A 26862-nucleotide genomic window follows, 5' to 3' on the forward strand; every position below is an offset into this window, starting at 1 on the left:
TGTATATGAAAAAATGTACTAAACTATGATTTACATGTGAGTCTTATGCGCTGTAATTATAGTATAACTATATGCATTTACTGTTATTGTACAATTATCAATATTTATATACCAGTTCTTACCTTTTCTAACTATATAAGCATCTGTACTTTCTATCTTCTCTCTGCACCAATTAACTACATCCTCGACCTCTAAAGATAGATTTCTCTTAATTCTCATGATACCTAATTCAGTTGTATGTAACCTATCAAGGTTTAAAATCAGCTCATTTTGACTGCTAAGTTCCATTTTCTTAACCCTTCCACTAGTATGTTATCAAATAATACCACATGTACTAATAAAATTATACATGAATCAAAGGCACCTAGAAAAAACACCCTATCACTTTAACATGATAGGGTGTTCTATTAATCTTTACTGATTAAGTTCAGTCTGTCTTAAGCCAAACCACTTAATGTCAAAGATTTATTATTTTTTAGCGTTTAATACTGCCTGTGCTGCTGCAAGTCTTGCGATAGGCACACGGAAAGGTGAGCAGGATACATAGTTAAGTCCTACATTGTGGCAGAATTCAACTGTTGAAGGATCTCCACCGTGCTCTCCACAGATACCAAGCTTGATGTTAGGTCTTGTAGCACGACCTTTTTCGGATGCCATTTTAACTAACTGGCCAACACCTTCCTGATCAAGTCTTGCGAAAGGATCAGATTCGAAAATCTTGTTGGTGTAGTAAGAATCTAAGAACTTACCAGCATCATCACGAGAGAATCCGAAAGTCATCTGTGTTAAATCGTTAGTACCGAAGGAGAAGAACTCAGCTTCTTCAGCGATCTCGTTAGCAAGTAATGCTGCACGAGGAATCTCGATCATTGTACCGATGTGGTATTCGATGTCAGAGCCTTTTTCAGCCTTAACAGCTTCAGCAGTCTCAACTACGATATCTTTAACGAATTTTAACTCTCTCTTCTCGCCTACTAAAGGAATCATGATTTCAGGAATGATATCAAATCCTTTTTCGTTCTTAACTTCGATAGCTGCTTCCATAACTGCTCTTGTCTGCATCTTAGCAATTTCAGGATATGTTACGGCAAGACGGCAGCCTCTGTGTCCCATCATAGGGTTGAACTCGTGTAAGGAATCACAAGTAGCTTTAACTTCTTCAACAGAAAGACCCATATCTTTTGCTAATGCAGCAATATCGTCATCTTCTGTAGGTACGAACTCATGTAACGGAGGATCTAAGAAACGGATAGTAACAGGTCTTCCTTCCATAACTTCGTATAAACCTTTGAAGTCACCTTTCTGGAAAGGTATTAACTGGTTAAGAGCTTCTTCTCTGGCTTCAACAGTCTTAGAAAGGATCATCTTTCTAATCTTGTGGATTCTTTCACCTTCAAAGAACATATGCTCTGTACGGCAAAGACCGATACCTTCAGCACCGAACTTAACAGCGTTAGCTGCATCAGCAGGTGTATCTGCATTTGTTCTTACCTTTAATGTTCTGATTTCATCAGCCCATGTCATAATTCTGTCGAAGTTACCGCTGATTGCTGCTTCTACAGTAGGGATATCTCCGATATAGATGTTACCGGTAGAACCGTCAAGTGAGATGTAATCTCCTTCTTTCACAGTCTGTCCAGCAATTGTAAAGTACTTAGCTTCTTCATCAATTACGATTTCACCGCAACCGGAAACGCAAGCAGTTCCCATACCACGAGCAACTACGGCTGCGTGAGATGTCATACCACCACGTACAGTTAAGATACCTTCAGCTGCATGCATACCTTCGATATCTTCAGGTGATGTCTCAAGACGAACAAGGATAACTCTTTCACCTTTTTCATGGTTCTTCTTAGCATCATCAGCAGTAAAGTATACTTTACCAGCTGCAGCACCAGGAGAAGCAGGAAGAGCTTTTCCAACAGGTTTAGCTGCCTTTAATGCAGCAACATCAAATCCGGGATGTAATAACTGATCTAAGGATTTAGCTTCGATTCTTGCGATAGCCTGCTCCTTTGTGATCTTTCCTTCATCTACTAAATCGCAAGCGATCTGAAGAGCAGCGGGAGCTGTTCTCTTACCGTTACGTGTCTGTAAGAAGTATAATGTCTTATCTTCGATTGTGAACTCCATATCCTGCATATCTTTGTAGTGGTTCTCAAGCAGGTTAGCGATTCTCATGAACTCTGTAAATACTTCTGGCATATCCTCTTCCAGTCTTGTAATAGGCAGAGGAGTTCTGATACCAGCAACAACGTCTTCACCCTGAGCGTTGATTAAGTACTCACCGTAAATCTTAGCTTCACCAGTGGAAGGGTTACGTGTGAAAGCAACACCTGTACCGGAAGTCTCGCCCATGTTACCAAATACCATGGCCTGAACGTTAACGGCTGTACCCCAATCTCCAGGGATATCATTCATTCTTCTATAGTAGATAGCACGAGGGTTGTCCCATGAACGGAATACAGCTGTTACAGCTTCGATTAACTGATCAGCAGGATTCTGAGGGAAATCTGTACCTTTTTCTGCTTTATATAATGCTTTAAATGCAGTGATAACTTCTTTTAAATCTTCAGCAGTAAGATCAGTGTCGTAATGAACACCTTTCTTCTCTTTGATTTCATCTAAAACTCTTTCGAATTTCGCTTTGCTGATTTCCATAACTACATCAGAGAACATCTGGATAAATCTTCTGTATGAGTCATAAGCAAATCTGGGATTACCAGTTTTTGCTGCAAAACCTTCTACTGCTGCATCTGTTAAACCTAAGTTAAGGATTGTATCCATCATACCAGGCATGGAAGCTCTGGCACCGGAACGTACTGAAACTAATAAAGGATTCTCAGTATCTCCGAATTTCTTTCCCTGCTCTGCTTCTAAAATCTTAAGTGAATCAAAGATTTGACCTTTGATTTCATCAGTTATTTTCTTACCGCTCTTATAATAGTCGGTACAAGCTTCTGTTGTTACAATAAAGCCCTGAGGGATGGGAAGACCTAAATTGGTCATTTCGGCTAAGTTAGCACCTTTACCACCAAGCAGATTCTTCATATCCGCTTTACCTTCTTTGAACAAATATACCCATTTTGCCATTTTGGTAATAACCTCCTAATTCAATTTCAATAATTTGACTTTCTAGTCACCGTTTAACATTATAACATAAGATTGCTAATTAAGGAAAGAGCTTTTTCCTTTAAAATATGATAAAAATTATATTTAACAATATAATCTTTATAAATATTGTTAAAAAAATATAAAAACACAGGCTGCCGTCAATATTAATAAATAATTTTCCATTATATTCCATCTACCTATCATAAATAACAAACACACAAATAACAGGCTGCCTGTGATACAATCCATTGAAAAAGAGTAATAAAAGAGTAATGTCTTTTTTTACACTAATTTTTAGAATTCGAATTTCTTTTCAAAATATGCCTTTAAGTCTTCGATACGGATTCTTTCCTGTTCCATGGAATCTCTGTCACGAACGGTAACTGCACCGTCGTTTTCGGATTCAAAGTCATAAGTGATGCAGAAAGGTGTTCCAATCTCATCCTGTCTCCTGTATCTCTTACCGATATTTCCTCTGTCATCGAACTCACAGTTGTAGATCTTGCTTAAATCTGTAAAGATCTTCTCTGCTCCTTCGGAAAGCTTCTTGGAAAGAGGCAGTACACCAATCTTAACAGGGGCAAGTGCAGGATGGAAATGAAGTACTGTACGGATATCTCCGTCGCCTAAGTCTTCTTCATCATATGCACCACAAAGGAAGGCAAGAGTTACTCTGTCTGCACCTAAAGAAGGCTCTATAACATAAGGAATGTATTTAATCTTTTTCTCATCATCAAAATATCCCATATCTTCTTTGGATACATTCTGATGCTGGGTTAAGTCATAATCTGTTCTGTCTGCGATTCCCCATAATTCTCCCCAGCCAAAAGGGAAAAGGAATTCGATATCTGTAGTTGCTTTACTATAGAAAGAAAGCTCTGCTGCTTCATGGTCTCTTATACGCATTTCTTCCTTCTTCATACCAAGGGTCAGTAACCAGTCGATGCAGAACTGTTTCCAGTATGCAAACCATTCAAGGTCTGTATCCGGCTCGCAGAAGAATTCCAGCTCCATCTGCTCAAATTCCCTTGTACGGAAAGTAAAGTTTCCGGGAGTAATCTCATTACGGAAGGATTTACCTACCTGACCGATACCAAATGGAATCTTCTTTCTGGAGGTTCTCTGTACGTTCTTAAAGTTTACGAAAATACCCTGTGCTGTTTCAGGTCTTAAGTATACGACATTCTTAGCATCCTCTGTTACTCCCTGGAAGGTCTTAAACATAAGGTTGAACTGGCGGATGTCGGTAAAGTTATGTTTGCCGCATGTAGGGCAATTTATACTATGTTCATCGATGTAGGATTTCATTTCTTCCTGTGACCAGGCATCTACAGCATTCTCAAAGGTAATCTCTTTCTCTGCCGCATAATCTTCTATAAGCTTATCTGCACGGAATCTTTCGTGGCATTCCTTACAGTCCATTAAAGGATCAGAGAAACCGCCTAAATGTCCGGAAGCCACCCAGGTCTGGGGATTCATCAGGATGGCGCAGTCAACACCTACATTATAAGGATTCTGCTGTATGAACTTTGACCACCAGGCTTTTTTAACATTATTTTTCAGCTCCACGCCCAGGTTTCCGTAATCCCAGGTGTTCGCAAGCCCTCCGTAAATCTCAGAACCGGGATACACAAACCCCCTTGCCTTTGCCAAGGCTACTATTTTCTCCATTGTCTTTTCCATCTTAAATCTCCCTCTGCCTTCTTGGGCTTAATATAACATTGTATAAACATAAACAGTACTGCTGTTTTATGGTTTGAATATAATGACAGTTGATTCCTCATCAGATGTCTGAATTCCATGCTTGTCCTTTAAGGTACCGCCAGTATAGTATTTTATAGTACCCTGCAGTAATACGTCAAGCTTCTCTTTTACGATCAGCACCTCATATTTATTATTTTCCAGTGCTGCTGCAGCTGCTGTGGCCTTACCCTTTTTGACTGCTGTAAAGGTCTGAGGCAATTCAACACTTCCGCTCTTTGCCTGTGCTGCCGACAGCAGTACGGTATCTTTTTCATTAAAAATGTTATAATCCTCTATACTTGCATAAGTTAGAATCAGTAACGCTTTACCCTCATTTATTTCCAAGCTCTTTTTTGTTATAGCTTCACTGCCTTTTTCTGTATTATATTTATTGATTTTTTCAGTTACATAAGCTTCAAGCTCAGCGTTATCGTAATAAGTCTTGTCAAAGTCCTCCACGGTAGCTGACTCTATACTGCCGTCTTCCTTTAACAAAAACGTATTATTACTTGTTTTCTTCGAATCGATTTCATCATTTATGCTGCATCCCGCCAGCATAATGAGGCACAATACGAGGGTTGCACTCAAAACCAATTTCTGCATAATCTTCCTCCGTATGGATTTTAATAAAGTCTTTTCCATTGTAACCTTAAAAACTTCTAATTTCAACTTAAAATTATCAGGACAGCATCATTTTCAGTATCTTGAGAGATTTCAATTCTCTGTCGATTTGCCCTTTGGCATGTATATCCACAAAAAGTTCAATTTCTGAAAGAACTTCCTCTGAAACTGTAAAGGTGTAGAGCTTTGTTAAGGGGGCACTAAGTATGTATTGCATGGTGTAAAGGGCAGCTTCTGAAATCCTCAGGGTACCACTTTCTCCTGAAGGGCAGCTGCCGCATAATACACCTGATTGGCTGCTGCTGTATCTGGTCAGATTCTCATTTCTTCCGCACTTTACACAGGCAAATACCTGCGGTGCCACTCCATTTATCTGAAACATCCGAAGCTCGTATATTCTTCGGACCAGTAATTTTCCAATACCTGCAAGGCTCAATGCCTTTAATGACTGATATAAAAGCTTTAAGCTTTCTGTTCCGTCTTCGTATTCATGAACATAGTAATCTGCCAACTCACAAAAATATATACCGTAACAGGCACCTTCTACATCCGGCCTTAATTCTTCAAAATAGTTGGTTATATTAACTGACATAATTGTATAGGCGCTTCTTCCTTCATAAAGCTCAAAGGTTCCAAAAGAAAACGGATTGCTGCATGCCAAAAAGGCACTACCGGGTTTTCGAGCGCCTTTAGCAAATGCTGTAATTTTCCCTTTTTCCTTGGTAAGTATAACTAGTCTTTTGTCATACTCACCCACGGGCATGGCTGAAAGTACCATCCCTGTCACAGCCGAAGTTATCATCTGGGCTGCCACCCTCTTTCTTGTCACCGCTCATCTTGTCCATATCTCTTTCTACGGTACAAGCAATGTAACTCAAATAGTCGTATATGTTACCACTTCTTGCAAATTTGTCCCAGCAATCATTATTTCCCATCTTGTTTCCCCCTTCTAAAACAGGTTTTATGTTACATTAAAAGGATGCCCTGAACTTACCTGTTTTAAACCGGGAATACTATCCAAATATTTATATCTGTATATCTTTTTTATCGTAGCCGTAGTTCTTAATGAGAAAATCACTGTCGCGCCAGTCTTTTTTTACCTTGACCCACAATTTTAAATTTACCTGCATATCCAGAAGATTTTCAATTTCTCTTCTTGCCTGGGTTCCGATCTGTTTTAACTTCTCACCTTTTTTACCGATTATTATACCTTTATGACTGTCCCTTTCGCAGACTATGGTGGCATCAATATCAATCATGCTACCATCCTTACGCTCCTTCATGCTGTCTATTGCTACTGCAATTCCATGAGGAATCTCATCGCTTAGGAGTCTTAGGGCTTTTTCCCTGATAAGTTCAGCCGTAATCTGCTTCTCCGGCTGGTCTGTAATGGTATCTTCATCGTAATACATAGGGCCTTTGGGAAGATAAGAGAAGATTGTCTTTAAGAGTTCTTTCGTATTTTCCCCCTTTAAGGCAGAAACCGGTACGATATCAGCAAAGGGATAGAGATCTTTATAGGTATCGATAAATTTTAAGATTTCTTCTTTCTTTACCGTATCAACTTTGTTTATGACAAGAATTACAGGGGTCTTTATTTTCGTAAGCTGTTCTGCAATATGCCTTTCTCCTGCACCGATGAAAGTTGAGGGCTCTACCAGCCAGAGTATCACATCCACTTCCTTCATGGTACGTTCAGCAATGGATACCATATATTCACCCAGCTTGTTTTTGGCTTTATGAATACCGGGCGTATCCAGGAAAATAATCTGTCCATCCTCCTGTGTATATACTGTCTGTATCCGGTTTCTGGTTGTCTGGGGCTTATCCGAGGTTATTGCTATCTTCTGCCCGATTAAATGGTTCATAAGAGTTGATTTTCCAACATTGGGCCGCCCGATAAGAGTAACAAACCCTGATTTGTATTCCTGCTTTTTCATTTATTCTTCTTCACACTTTCTTTTATCCTTACGTTTGTAAACGGATAGTTAATCTCATTATATAACAGACAGGCATCCGGTTTCTGTCTATACAAGCTGTAGTTTAGGTTTTCCCATATCCAGATATTTTTATCTTTAAGATATGAGTGCTAATACAACTTAAATATCAACCGGATGCTGTCTTAAATACATATTATTTCGAAAGATTCTTGACTTCCAGGAATAAGTCTTTGTTCTGCTCGATCTTATTCTCACTGCCGATAACACAGAGATTACCGCAGTCCAATATTGCCTGAACGATATCTGATAGCTTACGGATATCTTCTTTGGTTGCACCCAGAATCTGATCCCTCTGTTTTTGTATATCTGCTTCTGTAACTCCTGTTAAGAAGGCCCCCATGGAAACATCTCCCTTCATGCGAGGAGTACGGGGCGTATCAATATTACTGATAGTTCCGATGATGTATTTTGTCATATCCCTGTCATCAACGGTAAAGTTCCTGATATAGTCAACAGCCCTGTCGTATACTTCATTGGTTTCCTTTAAGTTAGGATCTCTGTAAGAAGTAAAGTAACCGTTACCGCTGATACTGGAGAAGCCGCACATACAGCCGTAGGCTCCGCCTTTTACACGGATATTGTTCCAGAGATATTCATAACTCATAATGACCTTTAATACATCTAAGGCACCGGTGTACTCATATCCGCTTTGGAAGAAGTTACCGGTACGGGCTACATATTGAACCTGTCCGGAGGTCTTAAAGCCTTCATTTGCTTTTCTCAGCTCAAAATGCTCTGCAAGCTTTTCAACAGGTTCTTCCTTAAGCTGCTCAACAAAAGGCAGAAGTTTGCCTTTCAGGGTATCTAGACCGTCTTCACCGGAGGTAAAGCTGATAATCAGATTTTCCTTTCGGAAGATATAGCACATTAAGAGCTTTAATTTACTGATTACCTCATCTGCCTTCTCCTTAAAGCCTGCATCCAGACCCTCGATAAATTTATAGAAGGAAATACCCTTTGTCTCTTCACTGAACCTTGAGGATTCTGAGAAGTAGGACATAGCCCTGTCTACAGCTGCAGAATGTCCGGCTGAAGTTATATGCATAAGGAGTCTTGATTTTATCTCAGAAATAATCTCCTGTATACGTTTCTTATCATCGAATTTCGTAAAGCTTATGATTTCCTTTAATAAATCAAAGGCATCATCCATTTCTTCATACAGCGCCTTAACATCCAGTATCAGTGCCGGCAGATATTCACTTGTGCTGCCTTTTCGTCCATAAAAGCTCAGATCACAGCTGATACCGCCGGTATGGATATTGATTTCATTGGACAATTCCAGGTAACTGTAATGCTCTGTATCTACAAGACCCAATACGGAGGAAAGAAGTCCGATATAAGGTGTCAGTTCTTTCGGAATCTCTTCCAGATCGAAGATAAGCCTCATATAAGCAATCCCGTTTGTAAAGACATCGTGATGCACAATGGTAATTCCATCCACATCCTTCTCTTCATTATAGAAGGGCTGGGATTTCTTATCAATGTCCTCTACGCTTAACAGCGGAATGCTTTCAAGTTCTTCTTTGGTAGAAGGGGTATCCTGATATTTCTTCAGGTTTATGGTATCTTCAATGAGCCTGGTGATCTCTTCTTTCGTCAGACTCTCTTTGTAGGCCTGCAATTTTTCTTTTAGCTGTGCTTCCTTTTTGGAAGTAAGTCCCTGTTTGGGAAGTAAAGTTACAAGAGTCACATGGGGATTACCTAAGAGATAGTTCTCAATGAGCCTTACATAGTAATCTGTATTGATCTTGCTCTTCAGGTTTTCAAATATAACATTGGAATTCAGTTTAAGGAAAGGCTTGCCATCGTCATAAAGCCAGCTGCTCAACATCTGGATGCCATACATTAATCCCTTCGGGAACTGTCCGAAATCTGCTTCTCTGTATTTGAATTCATAATAATTAATGGCTGCCTTCAGTGATTTCTCGTCCAGCCCTTTCTTTACCAGGCTTTCCAAGGTAGTCTTAATAACCTTTAGGAATTCCTCTCGCTGGTCCTTTTCCGCATTTTTGGAAACCACAGAGAATATGGGCTGATAAGTGTCACTGTCAAAACTGCTGATAATATCTTTACCGATACCGGCATCTAAGAGAGCTTGCTTTAAGGGAGCGCCGGGTGCTGATAATAACACATATTCCAACACCTGGAAGGCCATACACAATTCTCTGTCCAGGTTGGTGCCGATGGATAAGTTATAACTGAAATAGGTATTAGCAGCTGCATCTTCCTGCTCACTTAAAGGATAGTAGCTGATTAATTCTCTTCTTTCTGCAAATGGCTCCTGGAATCTAATCTCGGAATCTACAAAAAGGTAATCAAAATCCTTTAAGTATTTCTCATGAAGCCAGGTTAGCTTCTCATTAATATCCATATCTCCATACAGGTAAATATAGCTGTTGGAGGGATGGTAATATCTCTTATGGAAATCCAGAAAGTTCTCATACGTCAAGTCCGGAATATATTCTGGGTCACCGCCTGACTCCACTCCATAAGCAGTATCCGGGAATAAGGAGTTCTGAATGGTACGGAATAAGAGCTGCTCGGGAGAAGAAAAAGCACCTTTCATCTCGTTGTAAACAACACCGTTATATATTAATTCACCATCTTCTTTCTCCAGCTCATAATGCCAGCCTTCCTGTCTGAAGATTTCCTGTTTCTTGTATATATTAGGATAAAAAACCGCGTCCATATAAACGTGCATAAGATTTTGAAAATCCTGCTCATTACAGCTGGCCACAGGATATATGGTCTTATCCGGATAAGTCATTGCATTTAAAAAGGTATTTAAGGACCCCTTTGCCAGTTCGATAAAAGGATCTTTCGCCGGAAAATCCCTGGAGCCGCATAATACGGAATGTTCAATGATATGTGCTACCCCCGTACTGTCAACGGGAGGTGTACGAAATCCTACTGAAAATACTTTATTGTTATCATCATTTGAGACAACTGCTACTCTTGCTCCTGTCTTCTTATGTTTCAGAAGCACGCCAAAGCTGTTTATATCCTTAAGCTCTTCTTCTAAAAGGAGCTCGTATTCGTTAAGGTTTCCTAACTCTTTGCTGCTTTTTATGTTTCTTGCCATAATGTACCTCCTTTTCTTACCATTATTCATAACTGCAACTATTGGATATTATACCATATTTTCTCAATGTTGTCATGTATAACAGATTATTGTTATATTTATTGCCATAATTGCCTTTCTGTATTCTTATCACTGATTTCCTTTCTGCTTTATTTATTTGATTCCTCTCATTTTCACTGGTGCAATCTGATATTTGATAATAAAAAGATGCATACCAACCTTTACTTAAGCTGGCATGCATCTGGTTATATTTTTTATAACTTAGTTTCTTAATCTTATTTTTTAAATTCTATACTGATATTGCCTACACCGCCGTCAATATCAAGGGAATTATCTGCTGTAGCATTATTCCAGGATAATTCACCATACTTGTTGCCGTCGATATAAATGCTTCCGATACCGGGATTTACCTTTATATTGTAATCATCCGTAGAGCCGGTCAGACTAAGGTCGATTTCTCCAACCCCTGCATTTACAATATTTTTACCGGATAAGGTTCCTTCAATATCAATATTTCCGACTCCTGCATCTATGTCTGTACCCTCTGCGGTTACACCCGTTAAATTAATCTCACCAACACCGCCATTTACCTGCAAATCTCTGGCATATATGTTATAGCCTTTTATATTTCCGACTCCGGCATCTATGTCAAGCTCTTCACAGTTTAATTCTTCAATCTTGATATTACCGGCACCAGCATCGATTTTAACATTTCTGCCTTCATAGCCTTCGGGAAGATACACAGTGATTCGGGGCTTTTTATGGGATTTTATACCCCAGTTAAAAATATTCCAAAAATCTGATTTTGTGCTTATTTTAAGTTCATTACCGGAGACTATCTTTGCTTCAAAATCACTGGCAACATCTACTGCAGTCACACGGATATTCATGTCGCTACCTTCTACTATTGAAAGTTCTCCAACTCCATTTTCAATGTAGAGGTTTTTTACACCTTCAAATTCTTTGTCAAAATCTGCAGTTTCTCCATTGGACATTTCAATTTTACTGTTCCCGTCTGTTACTGCGCCAATCACACCGGTCAGTGCCAGTAAGCCGCTTACTATACCGGTTATGATTATAACCGCCAGGAATATGGCAAACGCCATTGCTGCATACTTAATTATTTTCTGTAATTCACTCATTTAATATCAATCCCTCCAAACATACAGGTAGAGTTAATATAGATCGTCGGCTGCGACTCATTAAAGGTTTTGCTTGCTTTATTGCTCACTCCTCCAAAAATCGGAACGTTAGATACCTTAACATTTACATTAGAAGGCACTGTAATATCAATTCCACCAAATGCAGTAGTTGCGTTGATTACAATATCCTCTTCAATAATAGCATCTCTTAAGTCTAACTCTACTCCGCCAAATATGGCGTTAATACTGGTTCCCATAAATTTCTCACCACGAATGTGATATTCATTTCCTGCAAATATGGCGGAATGCTGATTAGAGCCACCCTGAAATCTTACATTTCTGAATTCATCTCTTTTACCACGAAATGTATTCTTAAAAATAATGCTTAATCCGATTAAAACAAAAACAATGGGAACGATAAGTTTTCCTACCACATCAAAATTCAGTATATCCTGCTGTCCCAATAAGAGCAGTAAACCGATTATAAGCCCTATTACGTTTCCGGTTCCGATACCGTTCTGAAAAATACTTACGGCACAAGGTATAATAATAAACAGCGTCCACCAGCCTGAGAAGAACAGGTTAAAATCCCATAATCCCATTGCATCTCCACCAAAACCTACACCAAGTATAATAAAAATAAGACCCCATATAAAATTCGATGGTGTTATCTTCATAGCCAAATCCTCCTTCATTCATTCTGCAGCTTTGCTGCATTGTGCAACTTATTTGTGCAACATCTATGTTATTATCATACTGAAAAAACCAGGAACACTCAAGTTACATTTGTCATATGTTTTGAGTGGCATCTGTAATAATCTATTGCTTTCTTTAACGGGATTGTTAACAATAACAGGAATCTCTGCATAAGTTCTGTTTATATAGTTGACTTTGCATTTAATCTTAGTTAGAATTTACATAGATTTAAAGGTAATATAAGTTGACTTGTTTTCCTGACACGTACAAGATTAAATTCTATACAGAATGCTTTTTTCACGTTGAAGAAAATGTTAACTATCAACTTATATAAATAGAAAGAGGACGCCATGTATCATATCATTATCAATCCAAGCTCTTGCACCGGTAAAGGTATACATACCTGGCATCGGATAAAAGAAGAACTGGACAGACAATCCGTTCCTTATAAAAGTTATTTAACAAAACATTTCGGCCATGGCCGCCAGCTGGCAGAGCAAATCTGTCAAGCCAGTACTGAACCTGTCAAGCTTATAATCGTCGGAGGCGACGGTACCATAAATGAAGTAGTTAACGGCATACCCGACTTGAAAAAAGTAAATATAGGCTATATCCCAGCCGGTTCCAGCAATGATCTGGGCAGAAGTTTAGGTCTGTCAAAAGATCCCCTTATAAATCTTAATAACATCCTTCAGTGCAGACATTTACGTCTTATGGATATTGGAGTTATAACAGGTTCCGATAAGAAAGAGACCAGATTCCTGATAAGTTCGGGCGCCGGTTATGACGCATCCGTATGCCAGGAAGCCCTTAAAAGCTCCTTAAAAACTTTTTTAAATCATCTAAAGCTTGGTAAGTTAACCTACATCCTGTTGGCAATAAGGCAGATTTTTGCCAAGCCTTTTATGAACGGGGAGGTCTCTGCCGATGGCGGAGCATTTACTGAATATCACAAGATACTGCTGATTACCACTATGATTCAAAAATATGAGGGTGGAGGTATGAAAATGGCCCCGGAGGCAGACCCTAATGACGGACTTCTTTCTATTTGTATGGTCCACGGCCTCTCAAAGCTATTAATACTCTTCCTGCTGCCTACCCTGTTATTCGGCAGACATACCCGTTTTAAAGGTGTTGAAACCTTCAATTGCCGGGAGTTAGCTGTCAGGCTGTCCCGCCCAGAGGTAATTCATGTAGACGGGGAATGCCCCGGTGAAGTGAAGGAATATAAAATAATATGCCAGCATAATGAATTGCAGCTTTTACAGTAATATATTAATTGAACTTAATTAGCTTCTCTGAAAGGTAACAAATTATTAAGCTTCCATCCATAAAAGGGCTGCTAATAAGATCAACTTATATAACAATAGGTTCTTATAAACATACGAAAGCAGAAAGAAGGTGCCTGATATGCCTAAAAGTACATCACATACCACTACCGCCGTTATTCTATTCAGTATACTTACCATTGTTCTTGAATTTGCAGCTTATTATTTTTTTAAGCTCTCACCAGTTACCTTTATTATAACCGGTTTGATGGCTCTTATTATCACCCATGTGGTTTTAACTCTGGGGTATCAATTTGAGGCATGCTTTAGCTATCAGCTCCTCCACGTATTAATATGGGGTATTGTTTTATTTCTTCTTCATACAGGTAATGGCTCCGACTTTATTACCTTTTCACCCCTGCTGTTCCTCTTTCCCGCCATTCATTGGGGACTTTGCGTCCTTTACTGTATCTTTCGAAATTTAATGGATGAAAGTACCCGCTTTACCAACTTTAAAGGCTACTTTATTGGAAGCAGTATTGTATTCCTCCTTTTATATTCCGTATTTCTTTGCTTTTGGCTTTTCCTTAACAATACAGACAACAGCTACCAGTCTGACTTAAAAGCGGTGAATTTTGTGCCCTTCCTTACTCTTGCCGGTTTTATTACGGATTTCTTGGACAAGGAGCTTACCCTGTCTCAGATACTCTCCTTCCTGGCAGACAGAATCCTTGTGTATCTGCCTTACGGATTTTTTATTGTTCTGACAGCAAGACGAAATACCAGGCTTGTCCGTTTTGCTTTATTGTTATTCTTCCCTGTTGTGGCAGAAGTTCTTCAGCGTTTACTGCAGCTTGGGAAAGGAGATCTTGAGGATGTATTATATGGACTGCTGGGAGGTTTTGTTGGAGGGCTTTGCTATCATCTGCTTAACAGAATCTATGACGACTATAAAGGTGAAAATTTCCTGGAGAGCCACCGTCGGCGTTCCTATAGCAGCTCTCTGCGCTTCTGATAGATAAATTTTAAAATCCATGGCTTTGCCAGAATTTCATCATAATATCTTTAATTTCGTCTTTTCTAACCACCTGGTAAGGGAACCATTCTCTTGGAAACAATTCCTGATAACGGTTGTCCAGAAATCGTTCCTCCAATAAAAGGATTGCTCCCTTATCCTCCGTGGTTCTGATGACCCTGCCTGCAGACTGCAGCACTTTATTCATTCCCTGATACAGGTATGCATACTCAAATCCGCTGTTTTTCGTCTCCTGGTAATATTTTCGGAACAGCTCCTTCTCCCCGCTTACCATAGGAAGTCCGGCTCCCACGATCACCGCACCGATTAAACGGTCATGTTTCAGATCGATTCCTTCACTGAATACGCCTCCCATAACACAGAAAGCGATTCTGGAGGTATCCGGGTTCAGACTAAAATCATTTAAGAAAATCTCCTTCTCTTCTTCTGTCATAGAGGTTCCTTGAACTATTACATTATCAAGAATACCTTTGGACAGCTCCTCCACCTGAAACAGCATCTGATAAGACGGGAAAAAGACCATGTAATTGCCCTGCCTGCTATCCGTAAAGTCTTTGATATATTGAATTATTTTAAGAAATTCCTTTTCATTTCGTCTTGTATATTTTGTACTGACATCCATTCCCACGGCAACCAGCCGGTTCTCGGTCTGAAAAGGTGATGGAGCGTACACAGCATAATCTTCTTCTCTTCCGCCCAGCTGTTCTTTATAATACCTTATAGGCAGAAAGGTAGCGGAAAAGAACACCGCACTTCTTACTTTGTCAAGCCTTACAGAAAGATTGCCGGAAGGGTCCAGACACAGCAGCTTAATACGAAAGTCTCCCTGTTCATTGTAATCGGTATAAGTAATATACTTCTCATTATAGACATCGTATATATTAATGAAGTGACGGATGTTCATATAAGTCAGAAGCACCTCATCTTTTCCTTCAAATTCTTTATGCTCTGTGAGAAAATCCTCATATTTACTCATAAGGTGCATCAGATGTATTACAAAATCAGAAACGTTTTCCCATTCCTTCAGGTCATCACATTCCCGCTTAAGCTTCAGCAAGTCACTGTTACAGGTATCCAGTGCCTTCTCCAGTGCTTTATCTTTTCCTTTTATAAGTCTTTTAACCTGAAGAAATTCCTCTTTGTAAAGCTGGGCACTATACATTTCCCTGGCTCTGTCCACCAGGTTATGGGCTTCATCTATGAGAAAGATATAATCATTCTTTTTGTCGTTCTGAAAAAAGCGTTTCAGATATACATTGGGATCAAATACATAATTATAATCACAGATAATCATATCCGACCAGGTGGTAGTATCTAAGCTCATTTCAAAAGGGCATACCTGATGCTTTTCTGCATATTGAAGAAGCTTTTCTCTTGATATATCATCCTCTGAGACCAGCAGATCATAAACAGCATCATTTACTCTGTCGAAATGTCCTTTGGCTCTGGGACAGCTAACCGGATTACAGTCTGCTTTATCAAATATACAGATTTTATCTTTGGCAGTTATAGTGACAGCCTTTAACAAGAGTCCCTTCTCTGTCAGAAGCTGTTTTGTTTCTTCTGCAACGGTTCTGGTTATGGTCTTGGCAGTCAGATAAAACAGTTTCTGCCCCAGTCCCTCTCCCATGGCTTTGATAGCAGGAAAGACAGTAGATATGGTCTTACCCACACCGGTAGGTGCTTCTATAAAAAGTCTCTTACTGCGAAGTAGCGTCACATATACATCTGATACCAACTTCTTTTGTCCGTCTCTATAGGTAAATGGAAACTCCAATTCCTTGATGCTGTCATTTCTTTTATGGTTCCACTTAATCTGCCAGTAAGCCCATTTAATATATTCACCGGTGAGCTTCTCAAACCAGGTACTTAACTCTGTAAAAGCAATGGTCTCATTGAAGTATTTCTTATCCTCTGTATCCAGATTACAGTAAGTCATGCGTATCCCTATGCTCTCCAGACTGTTCTGCAGAGCATAGATATAGGCATAACACATAGCCTGTGCCCGGTGTACGGATATAGGCTCTTCCAGATAGCTTAAGTCCATGTACATACCTTTTATTTCATCTATTACGGTTTCAGACTCTTCCTTTAGAATTCCGTCTGCCCGTCCTTCAACTACAAGCTGGAAATCAATTTCTTCCAGGCTTATATCAAGAGTTATGCTAAGGGGTACCTCTGCTGTATAGTTGCTTCCCATCTGTTTCTGGATTTTCCGATGAATCCTGCTTCCCTCCTGCATAGCTTCTGCTTCTTTTCTGCCGCCGGTCCGGTTATCCAGATCCCCTGAACGCATAATAAATTCTACAAGGTTCCTGACTGATATTTTAATGATTTCTGCCGTATTGCTCATTTATACCTCTCAATCCATGCCTGACAGTTAATGTTTAAAAATCTAAAATACGAAAAGCATCTTCTTAAATAAATCTGCAAAGATGCTTTTTAAGGTAGTTTATTTATTTGGGCTATCAGGTAACGGTGATACTGCATCTCTCGCAGGTTTATCTCTTAGAAGTATTCTGTATAATCCTCATCATCATCTCCGTAAAGTCCTGTTGTATAGCCTTTTGTCCAATTTATATTACCGGTTCTTCTTTTTTTCATGGAGGGCTTATTCTGTTTTTCCTTCTCCATTTCCTGATTCTTTCTCTCCAGAACCTTTTTTTCCTTTTCAAGACGTTTGGAGGTCTCTAATTTATCCGGCTGAGGCTCTTTCTCTTTGTTCTGAGGATCTCTTCCTTTTATATCTCCACGTTGGTGCCTAACCTTCCCAAACTTTTTATCATTTTCTTCCTCCTCGTCCTTGTTAAAGCCGTACCCAGGACGAAAATTTTCTCTGCTATAGGGTCTGTAAGGTTTTTTGTCATTAATGAATTTTCCGGAATTTTTTCCCCTGGAGGAATTATCAAAACTTCTGGGCTGGTTAGAATTCCTGGGATCACCTGAGGTTCTGCCTGTATTATTCTCACGATTAGAATTCCCATAGGGTTTCGCGGTATTATTATTTCTGTTTCCCTGATATCCTGTACCCGGAGCCCTCTGTTCCTTTGTCCCGCTATTTTTCCAGTTTGAATTCATCGGTCTGCGCTCACTAGTGCCGGTTCCTGTAAAACTTCCGTTATTTCTTTTATCCGTACCTTTATCTGTGCTTTTATCCCTGCCTGTGATATTCTGCTCGTACCTATTGTTATTTCGATTATCTGACGGTCTGCTGCTGCCCTTAGCATTGGTCACTTCAGAACTCTCTCCTCTCCCTCACCCAAAAGCCGCAAACACCCTTATGTCAAGCCTGTTTGCGGGTTGTTTACTCCAGCCAAATCTATTGTCTATTTTATTCTATTTTAATATATTGTCAATATCTTTTAAGAAAAATATATCTATATTTTTACTGAACTTTACCTTGCAATTTAACAGGTTATCTGTTAAAGTCAAAGTGTAATGCAAAGGAGCCAGATGTGAATAAACGCGGAGCATTTTCCACACCCTGAATTAAGGCTAAGATCTTGTATTAATATTTTATGCCATAATAGAACAGGCATATCGAAAGAGAGGTATTTTAAATGAGCGAACACGTACACGGCCATGATTGCGGCTGCGGACATGATCATGACCATGAGCATGAGCATATGAATGTAACTTTAACACTTGATGACGGCAGTGAATTAGAATGTGAAGTTCTTTGTATATTCCCTGTTGGAGAAAAGGATTATATCGCACTTGTACCTGCTGACAATGATGGTGAAGAAGAAGGCGAAATCTTCCTGTATCAGTTCATTGAGCATGATAACGATGAGATAGAACTTATCAATATTGAAAATGATGAAGAGTTCGAAGCTGTTTCAGAAGCATTTGATGAGTTAATGGACAGCGAAGAATTTGATGAAATGTTCGATGATGAAGAGGACGAAGAAGAAGAGTAAATTACAGCCGCTACAGGAATTGATAATCCTGCAGCGGCTTTTTTAGTTCCAATACTACTATGCGTAATTTCGCTCGCTTTTCACATTTCTCTACTTACTCTTTATCCGAATCTGAACGTACAGATAATAATCTGTTTTGTATACAATAATCCAAATTCATGGTTTTGGTAACGGCTTTTTCTTCAAAGTGTATACTGATCTTTCCGGCATCCCTGGCTGTAATCTGCCCTTTCCCATAGGTTTTATGCTCAACAAGGGTTCCCGGGGTAAGGGTATCACGGTCAAGGAGCATTTCTCCAATAAATCTTGATATAGTGAGTTCCTTGTTATACCTTTCCTTGGAGGAATATATATGAAGATAATCCATTGCTCTGGTAGCTGCCACATAAAAAAGCCTTCTCTCCTCTTCCATGTCTGCTTCTAAGACTGCTTTTCGGTAAGGTGTAATACTTTCATTGGCATCTATTATAAATACTACCTTATACTCAAGTCCCTTGGAACTATGCATAGTCGCAAGAGTTACCATATCTGTATTATTTTCTCTGGCTTCCCTGGCTTTTACCTTGAGTTCCTCTTTATATTCATCCATATGACGAAACCAGCTGTCAAAGGTATCATAATTCTTTGCACTCTCTGCCAGTTCATCTAATATTTCTATTAACTCTTCGGACTTTAAATTTCTTAGCCTGGCATAATCGGCAGTGAATTCTTCATAACCCACACCTCGTCTGATATAAGTAACTGCTCCATAAGGATTCATATTCCTGATCAGATTCAAATCATACTCAAGCTTATCGATACGGTCTAACATCCAGTCCTTATCCCCATAGAACTTACGAAGCATCAGAAAATCTATTTGCTGCTCCTTCATACATTCTCTGCTTATATAGCGGTTGGGCCTGTTAGCAATCTGCAGGAAATGCCTTCTCTCCATCTCTCCTGCTGCCAGCTTGATATAGGCTATAATATCCTGGGCTATCCAGTGTTCATAGAGATTTGGTATTCTGTCCCGCATATGAAAAGGGATATTGTATTCCATCATTTTCTCTACCAGGGCCCTTGGCTGAATATTCGTTCGGAACAATACAGCAATCTGAGAATAGGGAATACCCTCCTGATTGTATTTCAGTATTTCCCCTACCACTGAGAGGTTCTGCGTTTTTAAGTTCTCAAAGGAGCGGATGGCTACCTCTCCGCCTTTTCCCGTAGCAGATTTGATTTCCTTATCATACCTTTTGTTATTATTCTTTATCAGCGCCGAGGCACATTGAACAATCTTACTGCCGCAGCGGTAATTATATCTTAACTCAATTCTCTTGCAATCAGGGTAATCTTTTTCAAAGTTAAGCATTATCTCCGGCTTTGCACCACGGAAACGATAAATAGCCTGGTCATCATCTCCTACGATAAATAAATTGTTTAACTGCCCCGCCAGAAGTCTGATTACATCATATTGAACTTTATTAATGTCCTGGAATTCATCAATCAAGATATATTGGAATTTATTCTGCCACAAAGTCAGAATGTCCGGTCTCTGGGTCAATAGTTCTAAACATAACACCAGCATATCATCGAAATCTATGAGATTGGAAGCTGCCAGCTTACTCTCATATGACTGGTAGATTTTCTTAAAATTATCTTCAGAACAGTTTACAGAATAATAATGTTCCAGATTCAGCCTCTCACCTTTCACCAGGCTGATTTCTGAGAGGATTTCTTCTGAGAATTCCTTCTCATCCGGTGCCTCAAGAGACATGTTATGTATGATTTCCTTTATAAAGCTATAGCGCTGTTCCTCTCTGATAATATTAGAGGCATTATAGCCGTAGGCATACTTAAGTATGGTAAAGAATACAGAGTGAAAGGTTCCAAAGGACACTCCCGGTGCCTTATGCCCGGTGAGTTTAAAGAACCTTTCCTTCATTTCCTCTGCTGCTGCTTTTGTAAAGGTAATAACCAGAATATTGGCCGGATTCACTCCATAATGCTCAATCAGCTCCTGAACCCTTCTGGTTATTACCAGTGTTTTACCGGAACCGGGCCCTGCAAGTACCATCATAGGCCCGGTATTGTGTCTGATTGCCGCAAGCTGCGACTGATTTATTTCCATAGGCTTAACCCTGTCTTAATTTCTCAATACCGATACGGATTCTTCTTAAGCTCTCATCTTTACCAAGGATTTCAGCTATCTCGTAGGCACCTCCCGGAGTAGACTGCTTGCCGGATACTGCGGTACGAAGAGGCCATAAACCGGTTCCGTTCTTGATGCCTTTTTCTGCAATGTAGGCCATAATTGTCTTCTCAATGGTTTCAATCTTGAACTCCTCCAGTGTCTCTAAAAGCGGCAGCTGCTCCGTCAAAACATTCAGCGCGATTTCTGTATCCGTCTTCATCTTCTTATGGGTATACATTGCCACATCATAATCCGGAAGCTCATCAAAGAAATCAATCATATCCTTTGCATCCAGAAGTGTCTCAATACGTGTCTTAACCAGATCGGCAATCTTCTTCAGATCATAATCCTTCTTCACCGCTTCTCTGATATGAGGAAGAATAAGCTCATAATATTTCTCATTCTCCATCTTTTTAATATACTCACCATTCATCCATCTTAATTTGCCCATGTCAAATACTGCAGGTGACTTGTTGATATGAGTATAATCAAATTCTTTAATCAGCTCTTCTAAAGTAAATAGCTCTTCATTGGTACCTGAGCTCCATCCAAGAAGTGCAATAAAGTTAACAATTGCCTCGGTTACAAAACCCTGCTCTAATAAATCCTCAAAAGAAGAATGTCCGCTTCTCTTGGAGAGCTTTTTATGCTCCTCATTTGTAATCAGAGGGCAATGAACATATACCGGCTCTTCCCAGCCAAATGCATTGTAGAGTCTGGTGTATTTCGGTGTAGATGACAGATATTCATTTCCTCTTACTACATGTGTAATATCCATCAGGTGATCATCGATTACATTCGCAAAATTATAAGTAGGGTAACCATCCGATTTAATTAGGATCATATCATCCAGCTCTGAATTTTCTACTGTAATCTCACCATAAATTGCATCTGTAAATGAAGTTGTTCCCTCTAAAGGCATGTTCTGACGAATTACATATGGCAGGCCGGCTGCCAGGTTAGCTTCTATCTCTTCCTTACTTAAATGTAAACAATGTTTGTCATATTTTATGATTTCTTTGTCTTCGGTCTCGGAAACCACACTTTTTAAAGTACTTAATCGCTCTTTGGTGCAAAAACAGTAATAAGCCTCACCTTTATCAATTAACTCTTTTGCATATTTTAAATAGATACCGCTGGCTTGTCTCTCACTCTGTACATAGGGACCGCAGCCGCCGTCCTTATCCGGTCCTTCGTCATGGATAAGTCCTGTTTTGTTTAAAGTATTATATATAATCTCCGTTGCACCTTCTACAAAACGTTCCTGATCTGTATCTTCAATACGAAGAAGAAAATCTCCTCCTTCATGTTTGGCAATAAGATACTCGTAAAGAGCAGTTCTTAAATTTCCCACGTGCATTCTTCCGGTGGGACTGGGTGCAAATCTGGTTCTAACTTTATTCATATGGTTTCCTTCCTTTTCCTTACCTTTTAAACGGTTGTCTGTTTATACGTATTTTGACTTATTCTTCGTCCGGTATTGGATTCCTGACAATATCCGCCCATAAAAGGCACATTGTAATGTTAAATATAAAACATGATTCTGCCCCTGTCAATACGATTCATGGGTTTTTTCATACTGTTTATTACAATTCCTCTATGTCTTTCCCAGAATAGGTTCTTATCAGAGAGGCTTATTAAGGTAGTGTTTAAATCTGCCTGCTACTCAATCTTGTATCGCTCCTTCTCATATGCAAGGAATTCAGAGCCATAAACAATGTAAAATATCATACTACTGATAAATTAAGTATAATATAATACCTTGAAATACATAAGCTTCCGTTATATGATTCTATAAAAGGGAGTGTCCATTTTTTATTCAGATTTGATAAGCTCCTTTAAACTTAAGAATCGAGGTGTATTAGAATATGTATCAAGCTAATGAGAAACGTTATGAGACCATGGTATATAATCGCTGCGGTAACAGCGGTCTTAAACTTCCTGCCTTGTCCCTTGGATTATGGCATAATTTTGGTTCCGTTAACGTATACGATAATATGGTCAGCCTGGTAACAACTGCTTTTGATAATGGTATTACCCACTTTGACCTTGCAAATAATTACGGTCCGGTTCCGGGCTCTGCTGAAGAAAACTTCGGAAAAATTCTAAAAAATGAATTAAAACCTTACCGCGATGAAATCTTAATCTCCTCCAAAGCCGGTTATTATATGTGGCCAGGTCCTTACGGTGACTGGGGCAGCAGAAAGTATCTTATCTCCAGCCTTGACCAGAGCCTTAAAAGACTGGGTGTGGACTATGTAGATATATTCTACCATCATAGACCGGATCCCAATACTCCACTTGAGGAGACAATGATGGCACTTGACCATATTGTACGTTCCGGCAAAGCTCTCTATGTAGGTATATCCAACTACAGCGGTGAACAGACAGACAAAGCTGTTAAGATCTTAAAAGAGCTTGGAACTCCTCTTCTGATTCATCAGCCCAATTACAGTATGTTCAATCGCTGGGTTGAAGAGGATTTATCACCGGTGCTTGATGAGCACGGTGTAGGAAGTATTGCTTTTTGTCCTTTAGCACAAGGCCTGCTTACCAATAAATATCTTGGCAGTATTCCGAAGGACTCCAGAGCAGCCGATCCCAATAGTCCTTTCTTAAAGGAGGATTCCGTAACAGAAGATAAGATTAATAAGGTAAGACAATTAGATCTGATAGCAAAAGAGCGTGGACAGAGTATGGCTCAGCTGGCTCTTGCCTGGGTACTTAGAAGAGGTAAGATTACTACTGCTTTAATCGGTGCCAGCAAAGCATCTCAGATCGTAGAAAATGTAGGAACTTTAAACAATCTTTCCTTTACAGACGAAGAATTAAAGAAGATTGATGATATCTTAGGAAATTAAACAAGAATTGAAGATAATTAATGATGTTTTGGGAAATTTAACAAGACATAAAGAAAATTAATGATGTCTCCGGATATTAAAACAAGAATAATGAAAATTAATGATATCTTGGTAAATTAAACCCAAAATATAACTCATAGAACCGCTCATTGGACTTCCTTTTAGAAAAATATCCTGAAAAACCCGGGTATCAGTCAGAGAAGCTATAGCCTTTGTGCGGTTCTATTATTACAAGGTTTACAAACAATGTAACCTCCAGAAAATAATGCAGGCAGAGTCATATTCAAGGATTAACTATAAACTGCTGCATATAACTATTTACATCAAATCCCGATGCCTCTAACTGCTGCAGCCCTACACTAAAATAAAATACTAACAGAATAAGAGAAACAGCAATTACTATTAAGCTCGCCCTTGCCCAGTTCTTTTTACTTGCAGGAGCTTTCCCCCCGAAGCCCCAATATACCAGCATAATTATGTATGCTATACCTCCGATAATCGGAATAAATGGAAGCATCATAGATCCCAGCCAATTGGACATAGATAATGGCTTTTCTCCATCTTTTACATCAGCTATTGTTGTACTGTTAATTATACCTTTACTATATTCCTGGTTTCCCGATACAGGACCTGATACAAAATCACCTTCTCTCCCTTCTTTTAAAGAGGTTCCGCAGTAAAAGCAAAAATTTGAATTCTCATTATCTATCGTTCTGCCACAGGATTTACATATCATAAAATCACCCTTTCTCTCACCGGTTATAAATAATTTCTCGGTCTTTATATATGTGAGCTTGTCTGCAATTATATCATAGGAAGATCGAAAACAAAAGCTCATTATTAGATTGGAATTTTATTTCCATTATGCTACTATTAAATAGATATATAGACTTTTACTGTTTGAATATATAGAAGCCTTCCATATTTATTTTAACTTTTTTTTATCTGAGTTCAATAAAACTAAGCTATTATATTAATTAAATCCAACAACACCATCAACTATTTCAAGTAAAAGGGGTTACAAAATGTCAGAATTACAGCAGAAAGTTAATTCTATAAAAGAAAATATTGAGAAAGTAATTGTAGGAAAAAGCAATGTGATTGACCTTATTCTAACGTCCCTCCTGGCCAATGGACATGTATTACTGGAGGACGTTCCCGGTACAGGTAAGACTGTATTAGCCAAATCTCTGGCAAAATCTCTTAAAGCGGACTTTAAAAGAATCCAGTTTACACCGGATCTGCTACCATCGGACATTACAGGTATCAACTATTATAATCAGAAACAAGGTGATTTTGTGTTCAGAGAAGGACCGGTATTAACTAATATACTGCTGGCAGATGAAATCAACAGAGCCACCCCCAGAACACAGTCCAGTTTATTAGAGTGTATGGAGGAAAGGCAGATAACAATTGATGGTGTTACTCATCTCTTGCAGAAACCCTTCCTGGTAATTGCCACTCAGAATCCAGTTGAGACTGCGGGCACCTTTCCGTTGCCGGAAGCACAGTTAGATCGTTTTCTTATGCAGCTTTCCATGGGGTTTCCAACCCTGACAGAGGAAGTATCCTTGCTGAACCGCTTTATCAATGCCTCTCCTCTTGAGAACCTCTTACCTGTATGTACAAAAGAGGAACTGCTTACTTTACAGGAGGAAATCAAAAAGGTATACGTTCACCCTTCCTTAATGGAGTATATAATTGAACTGGTTCAACGAACCCGAAACCACAAAGACATTGCATTAGGTGTAAGTCCCAGAGGCAGTCTATCCTTCTTAAGAGCCATTCAGGCTTACAGTGCTCTAAAGGGATTAGATTATGCCATTCCTGAAAATATACAGTATCTTGCTCCTTTTGTCCTCTCTCATCGTTTGGTATTAAAGACTTCCTTCCAAAGAATTGAGGCCGCCAGAGAATTGCTGACAGGTATTATAGATACTGTTCCTGTTCCTACGGAAGATTTTAAAGGGAGGTAATACCATGGAACTGGTTACCGCCGCTATTGCTGCCTATCTCATCTATATACTCCAGAAATACCTTTACCGTAAATTCTGGGATAAAAATCTTACAGTAGAACTTCACTTATCAAAGGATACTGTTGTAGCTGGAGAAGAGCTTACACTGGTAGAAACTATTACGAATCGTAAACTGCTACCTCTTCCTTTACTGAAAGTTAAATTTAAGACCTCCCGGTACTTTACCTTTCCAGATCTGGAAAATGCTAATATTACTGATAACTATTACAGAAGTGATATCCTCTCCCTTATGATGTATCAAAGACTGACCAGGCAGCTTCCTTTTCAGGTAAAGCATCGTGGTTACTTCTTTGTTGACCGAGCGGATGTTATCTGCTCTAATCTATTCATATCCTCTGAAATGGTAAAGGGCTGGTCTCAGAATATCACTCTCTATGTTTATCCAAAACCTCTTGAGGTACCAGGCCTGGATGCTCTGTTTAAGAATCTGCTTGGAATGGTATTAACAAAACGTTTTACAAATGAGGATCCCTTTGAATTCAGAAGCATCAGAGAATATCAGCCCTATGATGCACTTAAGTCTATTAACTGGAAGGCCTCCTCAAAGACTGGTGATTTACAGGTAAATGCATATAATTACACCTCTTCCTTCCAGGTAAAAATACTGTTGAATCTGGAGCAGGAAACCACTTTAAGACAAGAAGGCCTGGAAGAAGAAAGCATCTGTCTGGCAGCCAGTCTTTCCAGCAGATTCCTGGCTCAGGGTATCCCGGTTTCCTTTCATACCAACTGCCTTAATATAAGAGGAGAAGCTAGTGACACCATAAACCCAGGCTCAGGAATACATCACATGGATGCGATTAACAAAACGCTGAGCCTTTTGGATACAAACAAGAAAGCCTTTCCTTTTGTACAATATATGGAAAATGAATGTCTTTCCGGAACCAATGATTATACCATAATCATTTCAACTTATCAGAAAGACGATTACCAATCCTTATTATGCCAAATGCTAGCTGCAAAAATCGACTTTCTTTGGATTCTTCCTATTAATAATGATATTACTGCCGTAATCCGTGATGAGCTTAAAACCAAAACAACCATCTGGTCAAAAAACTAAACGAATTAGATTTTAATATTGCTTTCTTTTTTACCATTACACTTTAGTCCTGGTACCTGTTTTAACAATTGACTATTATAAATCTCCTCCGGTGTTTTACGCCATTTTAT

The 26862-nt window shown here is 39.2% G+C and carries 21 protein-coding genes; 6 read left to right on the top strand and 15 right to left on the bottom strand.

The window, feature by feature from the left end; all coding sequences use genetic code 11:
* Positions 1 to 30: 30 nt before the first annotated feature.
* From BR73_RS0125090 to BR73_RS0125130, 10 genes are all read right to left on the bottom strand, one after another.
* Positions 31 to 288 carry a DUF3781 domain-containing protein gene (locus BR73_RS0125090; RefSeq protein WP_033168505.1) on the bottom strand — a complete coding sequence of 86 codons (258 nt, stop codon included), beginning with the start codon at positions 286 to 288 and terminating at the stop codon, positions 31 to 33.
* A 180-nt stretch (positions 289 to 468) separates the two neighbouring features.
* On the bottom strand, positions 469 to 3093 hold the full coding sequence (gene ppdK / locus BR73_RS0125095) for a pyruvate, phosphate dikinase (protein WP_033168506.1): 2625 nt from the start codon (positions 3091 to 3093) through the stop codon (positions 469 to 471).
* Positions 3094 to 3408: 315 nt separating this feature from the next.
* Positions 3409 to 4797 carry a glycine--tRNA ligase gene (locus BR73_RS0125100; RefSeq protein ID WP_033168507.1) on the bottom strand — a complete coding sequence of 463 codons (1389 nt, stop codon included), beginning with the start codon at positions 4795 to 4797 and terminating at the stop codon, positions 3409 to 3411.
* Positions 4798 to 4863: 66 nt separating this feature from the next.
* Positions 4864 to 5460 (bottom strand): hypothetical protein, encoded by a 597-nt coding sequence (locus tag BR73_RS0125105; protein WP_033168508.1) that lies wholly within the window; start codon positions 5458 to 5460, stop codon positions 4864 to 4866.
* Positions 5461 to 5536: 76 nt separating this feature from the next.
* The gene (recO, locus tag BR73_RS0125110) at positions 5537 to 6280 is read right to left on the bottom strand and encodes a DNA repair protein RecO (protein ID WP_033168509.1); all 744 of its coding nucleotides are present in this window, start codon (positions 6278 to 6280) and stop codon (positions 5537 to 5539) included.
* Positions 6228 to 6413 carry a hypothetical protein gene (locus BR73_RS29220; RefSeq protein WP_197032724.1) on the bottom strand — a complete coding sequence of 62 codons (186 nt, stop codon included), beginning with the start codon at positions 6411 to 6413 and terminating at the stop codon, positions 6228 to 6230. The genes recO and BR73_RS29220 overlap by 53 nt, the downstream gene beginning before the upstream one ends.
* A gap of 90 nt (positions 6414 to 6503) precedes the next feature.
* The gene (gene era, locus BR73_RS0125115; RefSeq protein ID WP_033168510.1) at positions 6504 to 7418 is read right to left on the bottom strand and encodes a GTPase Era; all 915 of its coding nucleotides are present in this window, start codon (positions 7416 to 7418) and stop codon (positions 6504 to 6506) included.
* 193 nt (positions 7419 to 7611) lie between these two features.
* Positions 7612 to 10560, bottom strand: coding sequence for an insulinase family protein (locus tag BR73_RS0125120; RefSeq protein WP_033168511.1), 2949 nt, complete (start codon positions 10558 to 10560; stop codon positions 7612 to 7614).
* 275 nt (positions 10561 to 10835) lie between these two features.
* Entirely contained in the window at positions 10836 to 11702 is an 867-nt protein-coding gene (locus tag BR73_RS0125125; protein WP_033168512.1) for a DUF4097 family beta strand repeat-containing protein, read from the bottom strand.
* On the bottom strand, positions 11699 to 12379 hold the full coding sequence (locus BR73_RS0125130) for a LiaF domain-containing protein (RefSeq protein ID WP_033168513.1): 681 nt from the start codon (positions 12377 to 12379) through the stop codon (positions 11699 to 11701). The genes BR73_RS0125125 and BR73_RS0125130 overlap by 4 nt, the downstream gene beginning before the upstream one ends.
* Before the next feature lie 369 nt (positions 12380 to 12748).
* On the opposite strand from BR73_RS0125130, the gene BR73_RS0125135 reads away from it, so the two are divergent.
* A complete protein-coding gene (locus BR73_RS0125135; RefSeq protein WP_033168514.1) occupies positions 12749 to 13669 on the top strand; it encodes a YegS/Rv2252/BmrU family lipid kinase in 921 nt (306 codons plus the stop codon).
* 139 nt (positions 13670 to 13808) lie between these two features.
* Positions 13809 to 14681: a VanZ family protein gene (locus tag BR73_RS28965; RefSeq protein ID WP_033168515.1), complete on the top strand. Its 873-nt coding sequence runs from the start codon at positions 13809 to 13811 to the stop codon at positions 14679 to 14681.
* Positions 14682 to 14691: 10 nt separating this feature from the next.
* Here BR73_RS28965 and BR73_RS0125145 read toward each other — a convergent pair whose 3' ends face one another.
* Together BR73_RS0125145 and BR73_RS0125150 are read right to left on the bottom strand one after the other, a co-directional pair.
* Positions 14692 to 17055 carry an ATP-dependent DNA helicase gene (locus BR73_RS0125145; RefSeq protein WP_033168516.1) on the bottom strand — a complete coding sequence of 788 codons (2364 nt, stop codon included), beginning with the start codon at positions 17053 to 17055 and terminating at the stop codon, positions 14692 to 14694.
* Between the two features lie 155 nt (positions 17056 to 17210).
* On the bottom strand, positions 17211 to 17936 hold the full coding sequence (locus BR73_RS0125150) for a hypothetical protein (RefSeq protein ID WP_033168517.1): 726 nt from the start codon (positions 17934 to 17936) through the stop codon (positions 17211 to 17213).
* Positions 17937 to 18262: 326 nt separating this feature from the next.
* Here BR73_RS0125150 and BR73_RS0125155 point away from each other — a divergent pair, with 326 nt between their 5' ends.
* Positions 18263 to 18622 carry a DUF1292 domain-containing protein gene (locus tag BR73_RS0125155; RefSeq protein ID WP_033168518.1) on the top strand — a complete coding sequence of 120 codons (360 nt, stop codon included), beginning with the start codon at positions 18263 to 18265 and terminating at the stop codon, positions 18620 to 18622.
* A 94-nt stretch (positions 18623 to 18716) separates the two neighbouring features.
* On the opposite strand, the gene BR73_RS0125160 is transcribed toward BR73_RS0125155, so the two are convergent.
* Entirely contained in the window at positions 18717 to 20732 is a 2016-nt protein-coding gene (locus BR73_RS0125160) for an ATP-dependent helicase (RefSeq protein ID WP_033168519.1), read from the bottom strand.
* A gap of 4 nt (positions 20733 to 20736) precedes the next feature.
* A complete protein-coding gene (gltX, locus tag BR73_RS0125165; RefSeq protein ID WP_033168520.1) occupies positions 20737 to 22200 on the bottom strand; it encodes a glutamate--tRNA ligase in 1464 nt (487 codons plus the stop codon).
* Between the two features lie 463 nt (positions 22201 to 22663).
* On the opposite strand from gltX, the gene mgrA reads away from it, so the two are divergent.
* Positions 22664 to 23656, top strand: a complete 993-nt coding sequence (mgrA, locus tag BR73_RS0125170) for an L-glyceraldehyde 3-phosphate reductase (RefSeq protein ID WP_033168521.1) — start codon at positions 22664 to 22666, stop codon at positions 23654 to 23656.
* A 283-nt stretch (positions 23657 to 23939) separates the two neighbouring features.
* Here mgrA and BR73_RS0125175 read toward each other — a convergent pair whose 3' ends face one another.
* Entirely contained in the window at positions 23940 to 24392 is a 453-nt protein-coding gene (locus tag BR73_RS0125175; RefSeq protein WP_033168522.1) for a zinc ribbon domain-containing protein, read from the bottom strand.
* A gap of 289 nt (positions 24393 to 24681) precedes the next feature.
* Between BR73_RS0125175 and BR73_RS0125180 the strand changes: the two genes are divergently transcribed.
* Entirely contained in the window at positions 24682 to 25632 is a 951-nt protein-coding gene (locus BR73_RS0125180) for a MoxR family ATPase (protein ID WP_033168523.1), read from the top strand.
* Positions 25633 to 25636: 4 nt separating this feature from the next.
* Positions 25637 to 26752, top strand: a complete 1116-nt coding sequence (locus BR73_RS0125185) for a DUF58 domain-containing protein (RefSeq protein ID WP_033168524.1) — start codon at positions 25637 to 25639, stop codon at positions 26750 to 26752.
* Positions 26753 to 26862 lie beyond the last annotated feature (110 nt).

Origin of the sequence: Clostridium sp. KNHs205, from assembly GCF_000702945.1 — a bacterium.
Taxonomy (GTDB): Bacteria; Bacillota; Clostridia; order Lachnospirales; family Lachnospiraceae; genus Anaerocolumna.